A 16,887-nucleotide genomic window follows, 5' to 3' on the forward strand; every position below is an offset into this window, starting at 1 on the left:
CGCCGTCGCCGCTTGGCGATGACTTTTCCCTTGCTCGCACTTCCTTTGCGGGAGATCCACCCATGAACGTCTTCTATCTCGTGGCTGCCGTGATCGCGGTGGCCCTCACGGGCTATCTGTGCGTAGCCCTGCTCAAGCCGGAGTGGTTCGAATGACCACCTTTGATTTCTTCCAGGTGCTGCTGTACCTGGCTGTGTTGCTGGTGCTGATCAAGCCGGTCGGCAGCTATATGGCATTGGTCTTTGCCGAAACGCCCAACCGTGTCACGCGGTTTGGGGGCGGTGTGGAGCGTGTGCTTTATCGCCTCGCCGGCGTGCATGCCGACGAGCAGATGGGTTGGCGCAAGTACGCCATTGCCATGCTGGTCTTCAACATGGCCGGCATGCTGGTTGTATTCGCCCTGCAGCGGCTGCAGCAGTGGTTGCCGCTCAATCCGCAGCACTTCGATGCGGTGGCGCCGGATCTGGCGATCAATACCGCCATCAGCTTCATGACCAACACCAACTGGCAGGCCTATGGTGGTGAAAACACCATGAGCTACCTGACCCAGATGCTGGGTCTGGCAGTGCAGAACTTTCTGTCTGCAGCTACCGGTATGGCCGTGCTCCTCGCGGTGGTCCGCGGCTTCACGCGTCGCAGTGCCAACAGCGTCGGCAACTTCTGGGTGGATATGACCCGCAGCACGCTCTACGTGCTGGTGCCGTTCTCGCTGGTGATCGCAATGCTGCTGTCCTCGCAGGGCGTGGTGCAGAACTTCAAGTCCTACGTAGATGTGCCGCTGGTGCAGAACACGACGGCGGTCGAGACGGTGAAGGATGCCGTCGGCAATACCGTGAAGGACGCGGCGGGAAAGGACGTAACCAAGGAAACGACGGTCACCACGCAGAGCCTGCCGATGGGTCCGGCCGCTTCCCAGATTGCCATCAAGCAGCTGGGTACGAACGGCGGTGGCTTCTTCAATGCCAACTCCGCGCATCCCTACGAAAACCCGACGCCATTGAGCAATTTCATTGAGATGCTGGCGATCTTTCTTATTCCTGGCGGGCTTTGCATCACTTTCGGCAGCATGGTGGGAGACCGGCGGCAGGGCTGGGCGATCCTTGCCACCATGCTGCTGATCTTTGTCCCTCTGGCCTACGGCGCCATTGCCGCCGAGCAGGCAGGCAACCCTGCGCTGCATGGTCTGGCGGTGGATCAGCAAGCTTCCGCGCTACAAGCCGGCGGCAACATGGAAGGCAAGGAAACGCGCTTCGGCATCGCCGCGAGCGGACTGTTTGCCACCATCACCACAGCGGCTTCGTGCGGTGCGGTGAACAGCATGCACGACTCGATGACGCCGCTGGGTGGCCTGGTGCCGATGTGGCTGATCCAGTTGGGCGAAGTGATTTTCGGGGGTGTGGGCTCGGGCCTGTACGGCATGCTGGCCTTCGCCGTGGTGGCGGTCTTCATCGCAGGCCTCATGGTGGGCCGCACGCCGGAATACCTCGGCAAGAAGATCGAGGCGCACGAGATGAAGATGGCGAGCCTTGCCGTGCTGGTGCCTTGCGCGATGGTGGTGATCTGCACGGCCATTGCCGTGATGGCGCCCGCAGGCGTGGCAGGTATCGCCAATCCAGGTGCGCACGGTTTCAGCGAGGTGCTCTACGCCGTCTCGTCTGCCTCCAACAACAACGGCAGTGCGTTCGGCGGCCTTTCGGCGAACACCCCGTTCTGGAATGTGCTGCTGAGCGTGTGCATGTATCTGTCGCGCTTCCTGCTGGCGATCGCGATGTTGGCGATGGCCGGTTCGCTGGCCGCCAAGCGGCACGTGCCGCCCTCGGCAGGCACCCTGCCAACTCATACGCCGCTGTTCGTCACGTTGTTGGCTTGCGTGGTGATCATCGTTGGCGCGCTGACCTTCCTGCCGGCGCTTGCGCTGGGGCCGATTGCCGAATTCCTGATGTCGGTCCGCTGATATCTACGGGACACTGATCCATGACGACGACACATACTCATGTACACGCGGTGCGCAGCTTCGACCGCGCGCTGATCCTCAACGCGGTGGCGGATTCATTCCGCAAGTTGTCGCCGCGCGTGCAGTTCCGCAATCCGGTGATGTTCGTGGTGTTCGTGTGCAGCGTGCTGACCACTTTGTTGTGGATACAGGCGCTGACCGGACACGGCGAAGCGCCTACCGGTTTCATCTTCTGGGTCACCATCTGGCTGTGGTTCACCCTGTTGTTCGCCAACTTCGCCGAGGCGCTGGCCGAAGGTCGCGGCAAGGCCCAGGCCGCCGCGCTGCGTAGCTCGCGCAAGGATGTGGTGGCCAAGCGCCTGTCTGCGCCTTACCGCGACGCGGCGGTTACCTTCACGCCTTCGTCCGAACTGCGCCTGGGTCACTTCGTGTTGGTGGAAGCCGGTGAGCAGATGCCGGGTGACGGCGAGGTGGTGGTGGGCGCCGCCAGCGTTGACGAGAGCGCCATCACGGGCGAATCCGCACCGGTGATTCGTGAATCCGGCGGCGACCGCAGTGCGGTGACCGGTGGTACGCGCGTGCTGTCGGACTGGCTGGTGGTGCGTATCACCAGCAATCCGGGCGAGAGCTTCCTGGATCGTATGATCGCGATGGTGGAAGGCGCATCGCGTCGTAAGACGCCCAACGAGATTGCGCTCACCATCCTGCTGGCGAAGTTCACGCTGATCTTCCTGCTCGCCTGCGCCACGCTATTGCCGTATTCCATTTACAGCGTGCAGGCGACGGGTGCTGGCAACCCCATCACGCTCACCGTGCTGATCGCGCTGCTGGTGTGCCTGATTCCCACCACCATCGGTGCGCTGCTGTCGGCCATTGGCATCGCCGGCATGGATCGCATGATCCGCGCCAACGTCATCGCCACCTCGGGTCGTGCGGTGGAGGCGGCGGGCGACGTGGATGTGCTGCTGCTCGACAAGACTGGCACGATCACGCTGGGCAACCGCCAGGCCGTCGCTTTCCTGCCGGCGCCGGGTGTTGAGGAAAACCGGCTTGCCGACGCGGCGCAGCTTGCTTCGCTGGCCGACGAAACGCCGGAAGGTCGCAGTGTGGTCGTGCTCGCCAAGGAGCGCTTTGGCCTGCGCGAACGCCACCTGGAAGAAGGGCATGCCGAATTCGTGCCGTTCACCGCGCAGACGCGCATGAGTGGTGTGAACCTCGACGACCGCCAGATCCGCAAGGGCGCACTCGATGCTGTGGAGCGCCACCTGGAAGCCAACGGCAGCCATCTGCCGCCGCTGGTCAAGCACATCGCCGAGGACATCGCACGTCGCGGTGCCACGCCGCTGATTGTCACCGAAGGCACCAACGCACTGGGCGTGATCGAGCTGAAGGACATCGTGAAGGGTGGTATCCGCGAGCGCTTCGCCGAGATGCGTCGCATGGGCATCAAGACCATCATGATCACCGGCGACAACCCGCTCACGGCAGCGGCCATTGCGGCGGAAGCCGGTGTCGATGACTTCCTGGCCGAGGCAACGCCCGAAGCCAAGCTCAAGCTGATTCGCAAGATCCAGGCCGAGAACCGTCTGGTGGCGATGTGCGGCGACGGCACCAACGATGCGCCCGCGCTGGCCCAGGCCGACGTGGCAGTGGCGATGAACACCGGCACGCAGGCGGCCAAGGAAGCCGGCAACATGGTCGACCTGGATTCCAATCCGACCAAGCTGATCGAAGTGGTGGAGATCGGCAAACAGATGCTGATAACGCGCGGTTCGCTCACCACGTTCTCGATCGCCAACGACGTGGCCAAGTACTTCGCCATCATTCCGGCGGCGTTCGCCACCACGTATCCCGCGCTCAATACGCTCAACGTGATGAAACTCGCGACGCCGCAGAGCGCGATCCTGTCGGCCGTGATCTTCAACGCGCTCATCATCATTTTTCTCATCCCGTTGGCGCTGAAGGGCGTGAAATACCGCGCATTGGGTGCTGGCGCCCTGCTGCGCCGCAATCTGCTGGTGTATGGGCTGGGCGGCATCGTGGTGCCGTTTGTCGGCATCAAGCTGATCGACATGTTGCTCGTCCTTTTCAGACTGGCTTAAAACGAGGTTCTGATCATGCATACGCTCAAGCTTTCCGTTTCGCTGCCTGACGACACTCATCCGGACATGGAGCTTCGCCTCTCCGCGAATGACTCCGATTGCGACGTGGTGATCGCGTTACCGATGCATGGCCGCCCGCGCGTGCAACCACGCGAGAACGAGGCACCGCGCAGCGAACAGGACGACTACGTGCTCGGCGGCTACGCCGGCATCTGACTTCGATGCCGATAGGCATCCATTGACTATCCACAATAAAAGGACGGCTCGCCGCGGGCCGATTTCAGGTTGATCGATGATTTCCAAGAAAGTGCTTTCGTTTGCTGTTCTGCTTGCGCTGGCTCCCGTCGGCGAGGCCCTGGCATCCGCAGGTAACGATGCGCCTGGCGTCTACGTGACGCCGGCGGATCTGGGCGAGGTTGCGCCCTCCGCACCGGCGGCTGGCAGCGCCGACTGTTCGCAGGGCTTTTTCTCCCGCCTGGGTGCCGCCTATCGCGAGGACGCGCAGCCGGCCGATCCGAATGCGCAGGCACCGGCACGTCGTGCGATGGATGCCCCGTTGGATTCACCGCCGTTCCCCAACGGGGAATGGCAGCTTGGTGGCGTGGCCGCGCCGATCGGTGTGCCAGTTGCGTATGGCCAGTATCCACTGCAGAAAGCGCTGTCGTGCACCAAGCTGGGCAACTGGATGCAGCGCAACCGCATTGAGGTCAACGGCTGGATCAATCCGTCGGCCAACGTGAGTTCGTCCAGCTTCACTAACTTCCCGCTGTCGTATGCGACGCGGCCTAACCGCGTGGAGTTCGACCAGTTGGTGTTCAACATCACCCGCGTCGAAGACACCGTGCAGACCGACCATGTGGACTGGGGCTTCAACATTTCCGTCCTGTACGGCTACGACTATCACTACACCATCACGAAGGGCGTTTTCAGCAACCAGCTGCTCAACCACCCCAATTCAAACGGTCCGCTGCCTGGCAAGGTCTACGGCGTCGACCCGATGCTGTTCTATTACGACCTCTACATTCCGTCGGTCGCCGAGGGCATGGTCATTCGCTTCGGACGCTACTTGTCGCTGCCCGACATCGAAGCGCAGTTCTCTCCTCAGAACTATCTCGTGACGCATTCGATCCTGTACACGGTCGACCCGTATACGCAGACCGGCATCATGACCACCACCAAACTCAGCAAGCAGTGGACGCTGCAGCTCGGCATCAATGCCAGCAATGACACGGCGCCGTGGAACCATTCGGCTCGTCCGTCGCTGCAGGCCTGCGTGCGCTGGGTGTCGGCCGACAACAACGACATGCTTTACCCCTGCATCAACAACTGGAACCAGTCGGACTACAACTACAACAACGTGCAGATGTATGTGATGACCTGGGGTCATCGCTTCAGCTCGAGCGTGCACATGCAGACCGAGAGTTACTACATGTACGGCCGCAACATCGCGGGCTTTGGTCCGGGTGGCGAGCCTGGCGTGATGGCGTCGTCGCCGTTCGCGGGCAAGGCGGCCGAATATGGCGTCGTGAACTACCTCAACTTCGAGCTGAACTCCAGCAACATGCTGACGTTCCGCAACGAGTTCTACAACGACCAGAAGGGCCAGCGCACCGGCTACGCCACGCACTACAGCAGCCACACGCTGGGCCTGACGCACTGGGTGTCGTCGGACCTCGAGATCCGTCCAGAAATTCGTTACGAGCATTCGTATGATGTGAACGCTTACAACACCGGCAAGAAGAACTACCAGGCTATCGCGCTGGTTGATGCGATCCTGCATTTCTGAGGAAACGATCATGGGAAGACTCATACGCAATGCGCTGGTCATGCTGTTACTGATGACGGCGATCACCGGCCTTGCCTATCCGCTGGTTGCTACGGGGTTGGCGCAGGTGCTGTTTCCATCGCAGGCAAATGGCAGCCTGATCGTGAAGGATGGCAAGCCGATTGGTTCCACACTGATCGGCCAGTCCTTCACCGATCCGAAATATTTCTGGGGCCGTCCGTCCGCCACCGCGCCGCAGCCCAACAACGGCCTGAGTTCCACGGGTTCCAATCTGGGCCCGACCAACCCGGCGCTCACCGATGCGGTGAAGCAGCGGATCGAGGCGTTGCGCGCCGCCGATCCGGGCAACACTGCACTGGTGCCGGTGGATCTGGTCACTGCCTCGGGCAGTGGCCTGGATCCGGAGATCTCGCCAGCTGCCGCGGCCTATCAGGTGCCGCGTGTGTCGAAGGCGCGCGGGTTAAGTGAATCGCAGGTACAGGCCATGGTGACCTTGGCCACCAGCGGTCGCCAGCTTGGAGCGCTGGGCGAGCCACGTGTGAACGTGCTGAAGCTCAATCTGGCGCTGGATGGTCGCTAAGGCATAACGTAAGGCCCATTCATCACGTCACGGATCCGCATGTCCGAACCTTCCCGAGAAGCACGCGCCGATGCACTGCTCGATTCCGTGCAGGAGGAGCGTGGCCACCGCCTGAAGATTTTTCTGGGCGCTGCGCCCGGTGTGGGCAAGACCTACGCCATGCTTTCCGCCGCGCGCGAGCTGAAACGGCAGGGTGTGGATGTGGTGATCGGCCTGGTGGAGACACACGGCCGCCCTGAAACCGCGGCGCTGCTCGAAGGTCTCGAGGAATTGCCGCGGCGTAAGGTGAACTACAAGGGTCGCGACTTCACCGAGTTCGATCTGGACGTCGCGTTGCAGCGCCGACCAGAAGTGATCCTGGTGGACGAACTCGCACACAGCAACCTGCCGGGCGGTCGCCATGAGCGACGCTGGCAGGACATCGCGGAGCTGCTCGATGCGGGTATCGAGGTGTACACCGCGCTCAATGTGCAGCATCTGGAAAGCCTCAACGATCAGGTGCGGCGCATCACCAACGTGACCGTGCGCGAGACGGTGCCGGATGCTTTCCTTGATCGTGCACGCGACATCGTCCTCGTCGACCTGCCGCCGCGCGAACTCATCCAGCGTCTCAAGCAGGGCAAGGTTTACGTGCCGGAAACGGCTGCGGCCGCACTAGACGCATTTTTCTCGCCGACCAACCTGGTTGCGCTGCGCGAGCTGGCGGTGGACACGGTGGCTGGCCATGTGGACAGCGACCTGCGCGAGCACATGCTGGCGCGTGGCGGCGCGATGCCAGTTCGTCGGCGTGTTCTGGCTGCCATTGACGGTCACTCGCAGAGCGAATATCTCGTGCGCGTGGCGCGACGCATCGCTGAGCGACGTGGGGCACCGTGGAGCGTGGTCTTCGTTGATACCGGCGCGACGTTGGACAAGGCTCGGCGCGAACGGCTGGATTCGGCCATGCGTCTGGCGCGTCGCCTTGGCGGCGATACGATGGTGTTGCGCGGCCATGCCATTGCCGATGAGCTGATTGCCCATGCCGATCGCGAAGGCATCGGCCAGATCATCATTGGCCGAACGCGGGAGCGTCCGTTGGCGCGCATGCTGGGTCGCTCGCTGACGCAGCTGCTGTTGCGTCGCGGCGCGCACCTCGAACTCACCATCATCGCTACGCCGGCCGAGCGGGCAAAGTCGCGGCTACGCCTGCGTATGTCGGGCGGAGCCGGACGTCGCGGCGAATACATCTATGCCACGCTCGCCACGCTGGTGGCGTTCGGTTTGTCGTTCATAGCCGATCGCTATCTCTCGGTCGCGAATCTCTCGTTGATTTTTCTCACCGCCGTGTTGGTGGTGGCGGTGCGCACGCGCATGGCGGTGGCGGTGTATACGGCCATCCTGTGTTTTCTCGGCTACAACTTCTTCTTCGCGCCGCCGCGCTACACGCTTGCCATCGCCAACTTCGACGATGTGCTGGCCGTGAGCCTTTTCCTGGTCGCGGCGCTGGTGGCGAGCCGATTGGCCACGCAGTTGGCGAGCCAGGTGGAATCGTTGCGCGCGGCCCACACCAATGCGCGCGCCTTGCTCTCGCTGGGTCAACGGCTGTCTACCAGCACGGACGCCGCCGGCATTCGCAAGGTAGGTGCTACCGCGCTGGCGCATGTGCTGCGGTGTGATGCGGCCATTCTGGCGCGGGACGCGAGCCAGGTACTTCGCGCGGTGGCATCATCGCCACGGGATTTCCCCCTGACCACGCAGGACCTCGGCGCGGCAGCGTGGAGCGAGCAGCACACCGAGCAAGCGGGCCGCTATACCGACACGCTCAATGCAGCGCCGTGCTGGGTGCTGCCGCTGGGCAGCGATGACAATCATCTGGGCGTGGCCGCGCTGCGTTTTCCGCCGGGGCAGAGCGAGCCCGCGACCGACGAACGCAGTCTTGCGCTGGCGATGGTGCAGGACATCGGCCAGGCATTGCAGCGAGCTCGCCTGGCTGATGAGTTGGAAGGCGCGCGTGTGCAGGGTGAAACCGAGCGGCTGCGCAACGCGCTGCTGTCTTCCGTGTCGCATGATCTGCGTTCGCCGCTGGCGTCGATGATCGGCTCGGCCGGCACGCTCGCCAGCTACGGCGACCAACTGCCCGCTGGCGAGCGCCGCGAACTGCTCGAAGCGATTCTCGGTGAAGGCCAGCGGCTGGATCGATATATCCAGAACCTGCTCGACATGACCAAGCTGGGCCACGGCACGCTCAAGCTCAATCGCGACTGGACCGATGTGGCCGAGATCGTTGCCGCCTCCACTACGCGCCTGCGCAAGCTGTTTCCGGACCTGAAGCTGGTCACCGAGCTGCCACCGGGAACGCTGTTGCTTTATGTGCATCCGGCCTTGATCGAGCAGGCGCTGTTCAACATCCTGGAAAACGCAGCGCGCTTCTCGCCACCGGGCGAGTCGGTGCGCGTGGTGGTGCGGTCCAAGGGCGAGCATTTGCAGGTCGACGTGATTGACCGCGGGCCTGGTATTCCGGAAGACGAGCGGGCGCGCATCTTCGACATGTTCTATTCGGTATCGCGCGGCGATCGCGCCCCGCAGGGCACAGGGCTTGGGCTTGCCATCTGCCGCGGCATGATCGGCGCGCATGGCGGCAGCGTGGAGGCCTTGCCGGGCAACGGCGTTGGCACCACCATTCGCATCACCTTGCCGTTGCCGGCGCCGCCCGAAAACAACGCATGAGTGCCGCCACACCCTGCGTCCTGGTCATCGACGACGAGGCGCAGATCCGCAAGTTCCTCGACATCGGCCTTCGTGCGGAGGGTTACGAGGTGTTGCTGGCGGCGAACGCGGCCGAAGGCCTCGCGCTGGCTGCCACGCGCTCGCCCGACCTGGTGATCCTGGATATCGGCTTGCCCGATCGCGAAGGACACGAGGTGCTGGCCGAACTGCGCCAATGGAGCCATGTGCCGGTGGTGATGCTCTCCGTGCGCGATTCGGAAAGTGAAAAGGTGAAGGCTCTGGATGCCGGCGCCAACGACTATGTGACCAAGCCGTTCGGCATTCAGGAGCTGATGGCACGGCTGCGGGCGTTGCTGCGCAGCCGTCCTGGTGAGCCGGAGGCGCCGCAGCGCTATGACGACGGCCAGCTGGTGATTGACCTCGCCCGGCGTGAGGTGATGCTGGAAGGTGAGCCACTTTCCCTGACCCGCAAGGAGTACGCCGTGCTGGCCTTGCTGCTGCGCCACGCCGGCCGCGTAGTGACCCAGCAGCAACTGCTGCGCGATATCTGGGGCGCCACCCATACGCACGACAGCCATTACCTGCGCATCGTGATCGGCAAATTGCGGCAGAAGCTGGGTGACGACCCGGCGACGCCCCGCTGGCTGAAGACCGAGCCGGGTGTGGGTTACCGCTTTATCAGCGGCATCTGAGCCACACGTTTCCCCTGTAGGAGCGCACCCTGTGCGCGACCGTCGCGCCGCAGGCTCGCCCCAGCGCAGGTTCTTCGTCCCATGCCAAGATCAAAGGGTAAGGCACGGTGAGGTGTAGCGGTCGCGCACAGGGTGCGCATCCTGCAGATGCGGCCGATTGATCCGTTCGCCACCCCAGTCGCAGCCCTTGAGAACGGGCAGTGGTCTGATTTCTTGAGCTTTTTCCCTCCATTGCGAACGCAGGCGCGGGCGAAATCCGGACCAGTCCATGCGGCTGGCCCGCAACTCCATCCTGTTTTTCCAAGGGCGGCCGGCAGGTATGATGGCCCACCAATTCACCCATCCCGGTGCTGACTGCCCTAGAACGCAGCGCCGGCTCATAGAGGAAATTCACCCATGGCACGCGGTATCAACAAAGTCATCATCGTTGGCAATCTCGGTGCGGATCCCGAAACCCGTTACACCAGCGGCGGCGCGGCGATCACCAGCATTCGCATCGCCACGTCCGAGAACTGGACCGACAAGCAGAGCGGCGAAAAGCAGGAACGCACCGAGTGGCACCGCGTGAAGCTGTTCGGTCGCCTCGCTGAAATTGCCGGCGAGTACCTGAAGAAGGGCCGCCAGGTTTATATCGAAGGCTCGCTGCGCACCGACAAGTACACCGACAAGGAAGGCGTCGAGCGCTTCAGCACCGACATCATCGCCAACGAAATGCAGATGCTCGGCGGCGGCACCGAAGGTGCTGCGGGCGGTGGCGGTGGCGGCGGTGGTTTCCAGCGTTCGCAGGGCGGCGGTGGTGGGCAGCAGCGCCAGGGCGGCGGTGGCGGCGGCCAGTCCCGCGGCGGCGACAACTACGGCACCCAGCAGCGCCAGTCTGCACCGGCGCCGGTGCAGAACAACAGCTTCGACGACGACGATATTCCGTTCTAGACAGCACCTACTCTGGAGTGGTGAGAAAAGTACCGATAAAGCCCCGTTCCTGCGGGGCTTTCTTTTTTCTTGGCGGCCTTGACTGTCGAGAAAAGATGTTGTAGTTGGGCACCAGTAAAAATGGTTGATAACAGGTGATCGGTGCCTAGACTCTCAGTCCATGTGCTTGGCGACGGCGAGCGTGTGCCGATGCTCCACGATGGCCAGCGGTTGCCGCTCTTCTATCCGACGCTCTTTGCGACCACCCAGCTTCGTAACGGCGGAGCGGCGGTCAACACGATTCGCAACAAACTGGCCGACATCGTCGTGCTCTTGCGGTGGGAACAACGGCATAGCCAAGAATGACCAAGCGGCAGTAGCACATCGTCGCGCCACGTCTGTCGAGAACTCGCAATGCATTGCCTACTTCTAGGAAATGGCCTCAATCGCTTGTCTAAGCAGAGCAGCTGGTTGGATTTGCTCCACCAAATTTCTCTCGAACTCGGCTTGCAAGAAGCGATAGCACTCGACGCTAGTAAGCCACTGTCTCTCCACTTTGAGGAGCTCTGCGTGCGCGTGGGCGACTTCGCCAAGGCAAGCGACGCGGAATCCGATGTCAAGAAACGGATTGCCAATCTGATAAGCACGTTTCCTGCTCATCCTATCCTTGGGCAGCTCGTCGAGCTTTTCCAAATCATCCTCACCACAAATTATGATTTCTCGATTGAGAATGCCCTTAATGGCGGCCTGAGGAGCCAAAATACGGTTCTTCAAGAGTCAAGGTATAGCCTGTTTCGGCGTTGCAACGTAGGGCAGCGTGAAGTTTGGCATGTCCACGGAGACGCGGACCATCCTCAAAGTATCTTGCTTGGTTATGACCACTATGCGGGCTATCTGCAAAAGATACGAAATTACGTTACCAGCGAGGTTCCTTCCGAGGGGAGAAACCGATCGTTTCGATCGCCGCTAAAGGCAGGGATGCTGGACTTTGAGAAGTACGACATCCATTCGTGGGTCGACCACTTTCTCCGTGACCATCTTCATATCGTTGGATTTGGCTTCGACTTTACGGAAATCGATTTGTGGTGGTTGCTAGTTCACAAACGTCGAAGAGCCGTCCGAACGGGAAGGACATTTGTTTACCTAATCGACCTTGAAGGCAATGCCGCTGGGCAGGACGTTGTAAAGCTCTCCCTTTTCAGGTCGCTGGGCGTGGAACCTGTCATCGTTCTAGCGACCAGTTACGAAGACGGCTATCAAAGAATTCTCGAAGCCGTGAGCGAGAATATCCAAACGAATGAGGGTCTCATTCAGACCATCGCGTCGTCATCGCGTATGACCGACGAGGAAGCCGATGAGTCCTTCATGCTGCATAGAGCGGTATCGCCACAGCAAATGTCGTTGACCCTGTCGCGCCGTAGCCGCGTCAGAAAACCCTCTCGCGGGAACAGCGACGGTTAAATCGCGTGGCTAAAGTTCGCACGAGCCATTTTTGGTCCTACGTCGCCCACCTACCAAATCAAAAGCGTCAATTCCTTGACGCTTGCCATTTCGTCGCCAAGTCCGTGAGTGATCTATAGCGAAGGATATAGGCGATCAAATGCTGACGTCCTTTCGAATTGCATGCATCATTGCCATGATCGCGACGTAAACGCGGTACACGCGAACCTCAGGGGGTATCGCTTGATCTCTACGAAGAGGGGACGACCATTCTTCGGGGCTCCGCCCTGATTCCTTCTCGTGAATGCGCGTAGTACCCACTTAAGGAGCTCATTGCCTACAGGCATCCCCAAGTACCTGTTGCGCAGCGTAGCCGGCCATCTCGAGCACGAATCAGACATGCAGATCCTTCATCTAGAAATTAGCAACTTCCGTAAGCTTCTTGCTGCTCGCTTGGATCTTGCCCAAGAGACCACGCTGTTGGTAGGTGCGAACAACAGCGGCAAGTCTTCAGCAATGCTTGCCCTCCGACGATTTCTCGTTTCGAAGCCAAGTTCGTTCCGAAGTCTCGACTTCACTCTGTCACACTTCGCGACTATCGACTCAATCGGACAAGCTTGGGAAGCGGCATCGGATTCTGATCCTTTGCCAACGTTGGACGACTGGGTTCCCATTGTCCCCACGCTTGACGTATGGATTTCAGCGAGCGAAGGCGAGATCCATCACTTGCGCGACCTCATTCCGAGCTTTGCTTGGCAAGGCGGGCACGTGGGAGCCCGTTTTCGACTCGAACCCAAGGGGATCGAACCACTCTACAAGGAGTTTCGAGCGGAGCGCGAGCGAGTCAAAGCGCTCATCACCGAGGTGGCGAAGACCGCGCTCCCTGGAGCCAAGCAACTGACGCTGTGGCCGGCCAGCCTCGCGGACTATTTGAATCGCCGTTTGAGTACTCATTTCACTGTCCGGTGGTATCGGCTCGATCCCTCTCTCTTGGTGGACCCGGACCCCAAAACGCGCATGGCGAAGCCGCAAGCGCTCGGCCCGCTTTCGGCGCCGCTTGAACGTAACCCTTTGCAAGGGTTGATCCGTGTGCATGAGATCAACGCACAACGCGGATTTGGTGAGGTCGGCGAGAACGATGAGGATGTAGACGAGTCGCCTGGGAGAAGCAGCCGCAAGCTCTCGGAGCAATTGCGAGCCTACTATCGCCGCCATCTCGATCCTGGTGACTCGCCGGGCATCTCGGATCTCGACGCACTGCGCGCGATTGAGGCCGCACAAGAGGCATTCGATCTTCGCCTAACGAACAGCTTCCAGCCAGCTCTGAAGGAAGTGGAAGGCTTAGGATATCCGGGAGCGAATGACCCGAAGATCCGCGTGTCCACGCGAATCGGTGCCGTCGACGGCATGAATCACGAAGCAGCGGTCCTCTTTGAGCTGGACTCGGTGGGAGGATCACCCGGTGCTCCTCCGCTGCGCCTACCCGAAACGTCAAACGGTCTCGGGTACCAAAATTTGATCTCAATGATATTTCGCCTTATGAGCTTTCGAGACGCTTGGCTTCGAAAGAGCAAGGCAGCTAAGCCACTGACCGACACTGGCATCGAACCCATCCATCTCGTGCTGATTGAGGAGCCCGAAGCACATTTACATGTGCAGGTGCAACAGGTATTCGTGAAGCACGCGTATCACGTTCTGAGGCGCGACGATCTTCTGGCGACCTACCCAGGGCTTAAAACGCAGCTCGTCGTCAGCTCACACTCCAGCCATGTGGCGCATGAGGTTAGCTACGAGTGCTTGCGATACTTCCGCAGATTGCCGGCCGGAATGAATGGAGTGAACGTTCCTGTGTCGACCGTGTCCAATCTGGCCAGCGTGTTTGGTCAGGGTACGCAGACAAAGGAATTCGTGACTCGCTACCTTCGAGCTCAGCACGCAGACGTCTTCTTTGCTGATGCAATCATCTTGGTGGAAGGCGCAGCTGAACGAATGGTCCTTCCGCATTTCATCCGCGACCATTTCAAGCTTCTTGATCAATGCTATGTCACGTTGCTCGATATCGGTGGTAGCCACGCACACCGACTGCGGCCACTTGTAGATGCCCTTGGTTTGGTCACGCTTGTCATCACTGATCTTGATGCAGGGCATAATAAAAAGGCCGTAACGGTAAAACGCGGGGCTGGACAACGAAGCAATAATCCAACCATTCAACATTGGATACGCCGACTTCACAAAGCGCCGACGGTTGATGTTTTGCTAGACCTTCCTAACAACGAAAAGGAAGATCACATTGATGATCTTTTTGCTATCCGAGTCGCCTATCAAACGCCTATTGAGGTGACGATCCCAAAGACTGGTCACATAGAAGAGTCTCTGCCGAATACGTTCGAAGACGCTTTTGTGCTTACCAATTCGGCCCACTTTCTAGGCAAGTCGGGAAGGGGCCTCGTGCGGAAATTCGCGGATGCGCTTGCGAACAGCAGTGACGCCGGAGGTCTTGGCGCCGAGCTCTTTAACGCACTTCGCGAAGGAGATAAATCCGAGTTTGCGTTGACGGTCCTCGGTGACAAAAGTTTTCCAAAACTGAAAGTTCCAGCGTACATCGGCGAGGGACTTGCGTGGCTGCAGGAACGGGTAGCCAAGAAGCAAAGTGAAGTCCTGGTCGTTGCCCCTCCCTCGGTGAGCGGCACGCCATGATGCAATCAGTTCCTGACAACGACGATACCTTCGACGATATCGCAGACGGGGCGATTCGCGAGTGCCTGAATCTAAACCAGCCTCGCAGCTTCTTTCTGTACGCCGGTGCGGGGTCGGGAAAGACTCGCTCGCTAGTCGAGGCTGTACGATCCCTCAGAATGAGGGAACGTCAGAGGCTGGTCTTCAAGAGCCAACGCATTGCCGTTATCACATACACAAACGCTGCCTGCGACGAGATTTCTCGGCGTCTTGAGTTTGATCCGCTCGTTGATGTATCCACGATCCATGCCTTTGCCTGGCGGCTCATCAAAGGGTTCGATACCGACATACGGGAGTGGTTGAGGCAGTCCATTCTGGAAGATCTGCGAGAGCTGGATGAACAGCTCTCGAAGGCCCGTGGGGAGAACAAGACTGCCATTGCTCGGCGAGCGGAGCGAGAGCGTAAGCAACGTCGCTTGGCACGCTTGGATGAAATCAAGCAGTTCACCTACAGCCCGACAGGTGAAAACACAGGCCGTGACTCGTTGAACCACAGCGAGGTCATCGCGATGGCATCGGCTTTCATCCAGGAGCCACCGCTTCGCGATGTCTTAGTGGATCAATATCCGGTTCTCCTAGTCGACGAAAGTCAGGACACCAACCGTCACCTCATGGATGCCTTTCTCGTCATTCAGAGAGAGGCGTCCACTCGATTTTGCGTGGGGCTATTCGGCGACACCATGCAACGAATCTATAATGACGGAAAAGAACGGCTTGAGAGCGCCATCGCCCGTGACTGGGATCGCCCTGTCAAACGGATGAACCATAGATGCCCGAAACGAGTCGTAACCTTGATCAACAAGATCAGGGAGGCTGCTGACGGTCAGGCACAATGCGCGCGAAGTGATAGCGAGGAGGGTGTCGTTAGACTGTTCGTAACGAAACCGCGCCCTGGGCAAACATTCGAACTCGAGGAGCAGATTGCGGGACGCATGGCTGAGGCAAGCGGTGATCAGGGTTGGGCTGGTGGATCAAGCCAGCGAAAGACTCTAATTCTCGAGCACAAGATGGCCGCCCGTCGTATGGGTTTTGAGCAAGTCTTCAACGCTCTCTATGAAGCCGAGCACTTTCGAACGGGCCTTCTCGACGGAACGCTTCCCGGTGTCAGGTTCTTTTTTCAGTCTGTCATTCCTATTGTCGACGCCGGCTTATCGGGAAGCGACTTTTCGCTATTTGACGCGGTTCGAACGAGGTCACCGCTGCTGGATCGAAAAGCACTTGAGGCTAGTGGGACCCAAGTCGGCCTCATTGAGGCCTGCGGAAATGCGGCAACGTCATTTGTTGAGCTCTTTCGAAAATCAGACCCGGCACTCTACGACGTCGTGGGTGCGCTGTTGAAATCGCGCCTGTTGGACGTACCTGAATCCATTGCAGCAGCGCATGCGGCGGGTGCGACGCACGATGATCCACCCGAGAGCGCAGATCGAAGCCTGCTAGAAATACACGCGTATCGGCGCGTGCTGGCAGCGCCCTTCTCGCAGATGCAGCAATTTGCTGTCTACTCGAGCGAGCTGTCGCCATTCGACACGCATCAGGGTGTGAAGGGTCTCGAGTTCCCCCGTGTATTGGTCATCATGAGCGATGGAGAAGCCGGAGGGTTCTTGTTTAGTTACGAAAAGCTATTCGGAGTCCAGGGGCCAACTGCGAACGACATCAAAAACGAAAAGGAAGGGAAGGATTCGAGCCTGACCCGAACACGCCGCCTACTCTACGTAACTTGCAGCCGCGCCAGACAAAGTCTCGCGCTCATTGTCTACACAGACAACCCTGCTGGAGTCAGCAGCTGGGTGGTTAACGCCGGATGGTTCGACGCTTCCGAAGTTGCAATTGTCTAATGAAGACCGAGCTGAAGTTATTTGCCGTCCTTTCGTGGGGGGCACGGGAGCAGAGGATTTTAGGTACGTGGTGTGACTTGACCCCTCCCTGGTGTTCGTTAGCCTGGCTAAGCTCGGCGGAAAACGCTCAATTAGTACCGGGCGACG

13 protein-coding genes are annotated in these 16,887 nt (G+C 60.1%); all 13 read left to right on the forward strand.

The annotated features are described in order from the left end of the window. Positions 1–62: 62 nt before the first annotated feature. Positions 63–155: a K(+)-transporting ATPase subunit F gene (gene kdpF, locus AC3CBN_RS08545; protein WP_131412031.1), complete on the forward strand. Its 93-nt coding sequence runs from the start codon at positions 63–65 to the stop codon at positions 153–155. Next, a complete protein-coding gene (gene kdpA / locus AC3CBN_RS08550) occupies positions 152–1,954 on the forward strand; it encodes a potassium-transporting ATPase subunit KdpA (protein WP_488636376.1) in 1,803 nt (600 codons plus the stop codon). Before kdpF ends, kdpA begins: the two co-directional genes overlap by 4 nt. 20 nt (positions 1,955–1,974) lie before the next feature. Further along, a complete protein-coding gene (gene kdpB / locus AC3CBN_RS08555) occupies positions 1,975–4,056 on the forward strand; it encodes a potassium-transporting ATPase subunit KdpB (RefSeq protein WP_488636377.1) in 2,082 nt (693 codons plus the stop codon). 15 nt (positions 4,057–4,071) lie between these two features. After that, positions 4,072–4,272: a hypothetical protein gene (locus AC3CBN_RS08560; RefSeq protein ID WP_488636378.1), complete on the forward strand. Its 201-nt coding sequence runs from the start codon at positions 4,072–4,074 to the stop codon at positions 4,270–4,272. 76 nt (positions 4,273–4,348) lie between these two features. Continuing rightward, positions 4,349–5,842, forward strand: a complete 1,494-nt coding sequence (locus AC3CBN_RS08565) for an outer membrane beta-barrel protein (RefSeq protein ID WP_488636379.1) — start codon at positions 4,349–4,351, stop codon at positions 5,840–5,842. Between the two features lie 10 nt (positions 5,843–5,852). Further along, complete coding sequence (kdpC, locus tag AC3CBN_RS08570) at positions 5,853–6,422, forward strand: potassium-transporting ATPase subunit KdpC (RefSeq protein WP_488636380.1); 570 nt, start codon at positions 5,853–5,855, stop codon at positions 6,420–6,422. A 39-nt stretch (positions 6,423–6,461) separates the two neighbouring features. Beyond that, positions 6,462–9,128, forward strand: coding sequence for an ATP-binding protein (locus AC3CBN_RS08575; RefSeq protein ID WP_488636381.1), 2,667 nt, complete (start codon positions 6,462–6,464; stop codon positions 9,126–9,128). Beyond that, positions 9,125–9,820: a response regulator gene (locus AC3CBN_RS08580; protein ID WP_488636382.1), complete on the forward strand. Its 696-nt coding sequence runs from the start codon at positions 9,125–9,127 to the stop codon at positions 9,818–9,820. The genes AC3CBN_RS08575 and AC3CBN_RS08580 overlap by 4 nt, the downstream gene beginning before the upstream one ends. 396 nt (positions 9,821–10,216) lie before the next feature. Continuing rightward, positions 10,217–10,750 carry a single-stranded DNA-binding protein gene (ssb, locus tag AC3CBN_RS08585; protein WP_488636383.1) on the forward strand — a complete coding sequence of 178 codons (534 nt, stop codon included), beginning with the start codon at positions 10,217–10,219 and terminating at the stop codon, positions 10,748–10,750. A 183-nt stretch (positions 10,751–10,933) separates the two neighbouring features. Further along, entirely contained in the window at positions 10,934–11,095 is a 162-nt protein-coding gene (locus tag AC3CBN_RS08590) for a hypothetical protein (protein WP_488636384.1), read from the forward strand. Between the two features lie 204 nt (positions 11,096–11,299). Further along, the gene (locus tag AC3CBN_RS08595; RefSeq protein ID WP_488636385.1) at positions 11,300–12,190 is read left to right on the forward strand and encodes an SIR2 family protein; all 891 of its coding nucleotides are present in this window, start codon (positions 11,300–11,302) and stop codon (positions 12,188–12,190) included. A 378-nt stretch (positions 12,191–12,568) separates the two neighbouring features. After that, on the forward strand, positions 12,569–14,866 hold the full coding sequence (locus AC3CBN_RS08600) for an AAA family ATPase (protein WP_488636386.1): 2,298 nt from the start codon (positions 12,569–12,571) through the stop codon (positions 14,864–14,866). Continuing rightward, positions 14,863–16,740, forward strand: a complete 1,878-nt coding sequence (locus AC3CBN_RS08605; RefSeq protein WP_488636387.1) for a UvrD-helicase domain-containing protein — start codon at positions 14,863–14,865, stop codon at positions 16,738–16,740. Before AC3CBN_RS08600 ends, AC3CBN_RS08605 begins: the two co-directional genes overlap by 4 nt. Positions 16,741–16,887: the final 147 nt, after the last annotated feature.

The organism is Dyella sp. OK584, from assembly GCF_057787755.1.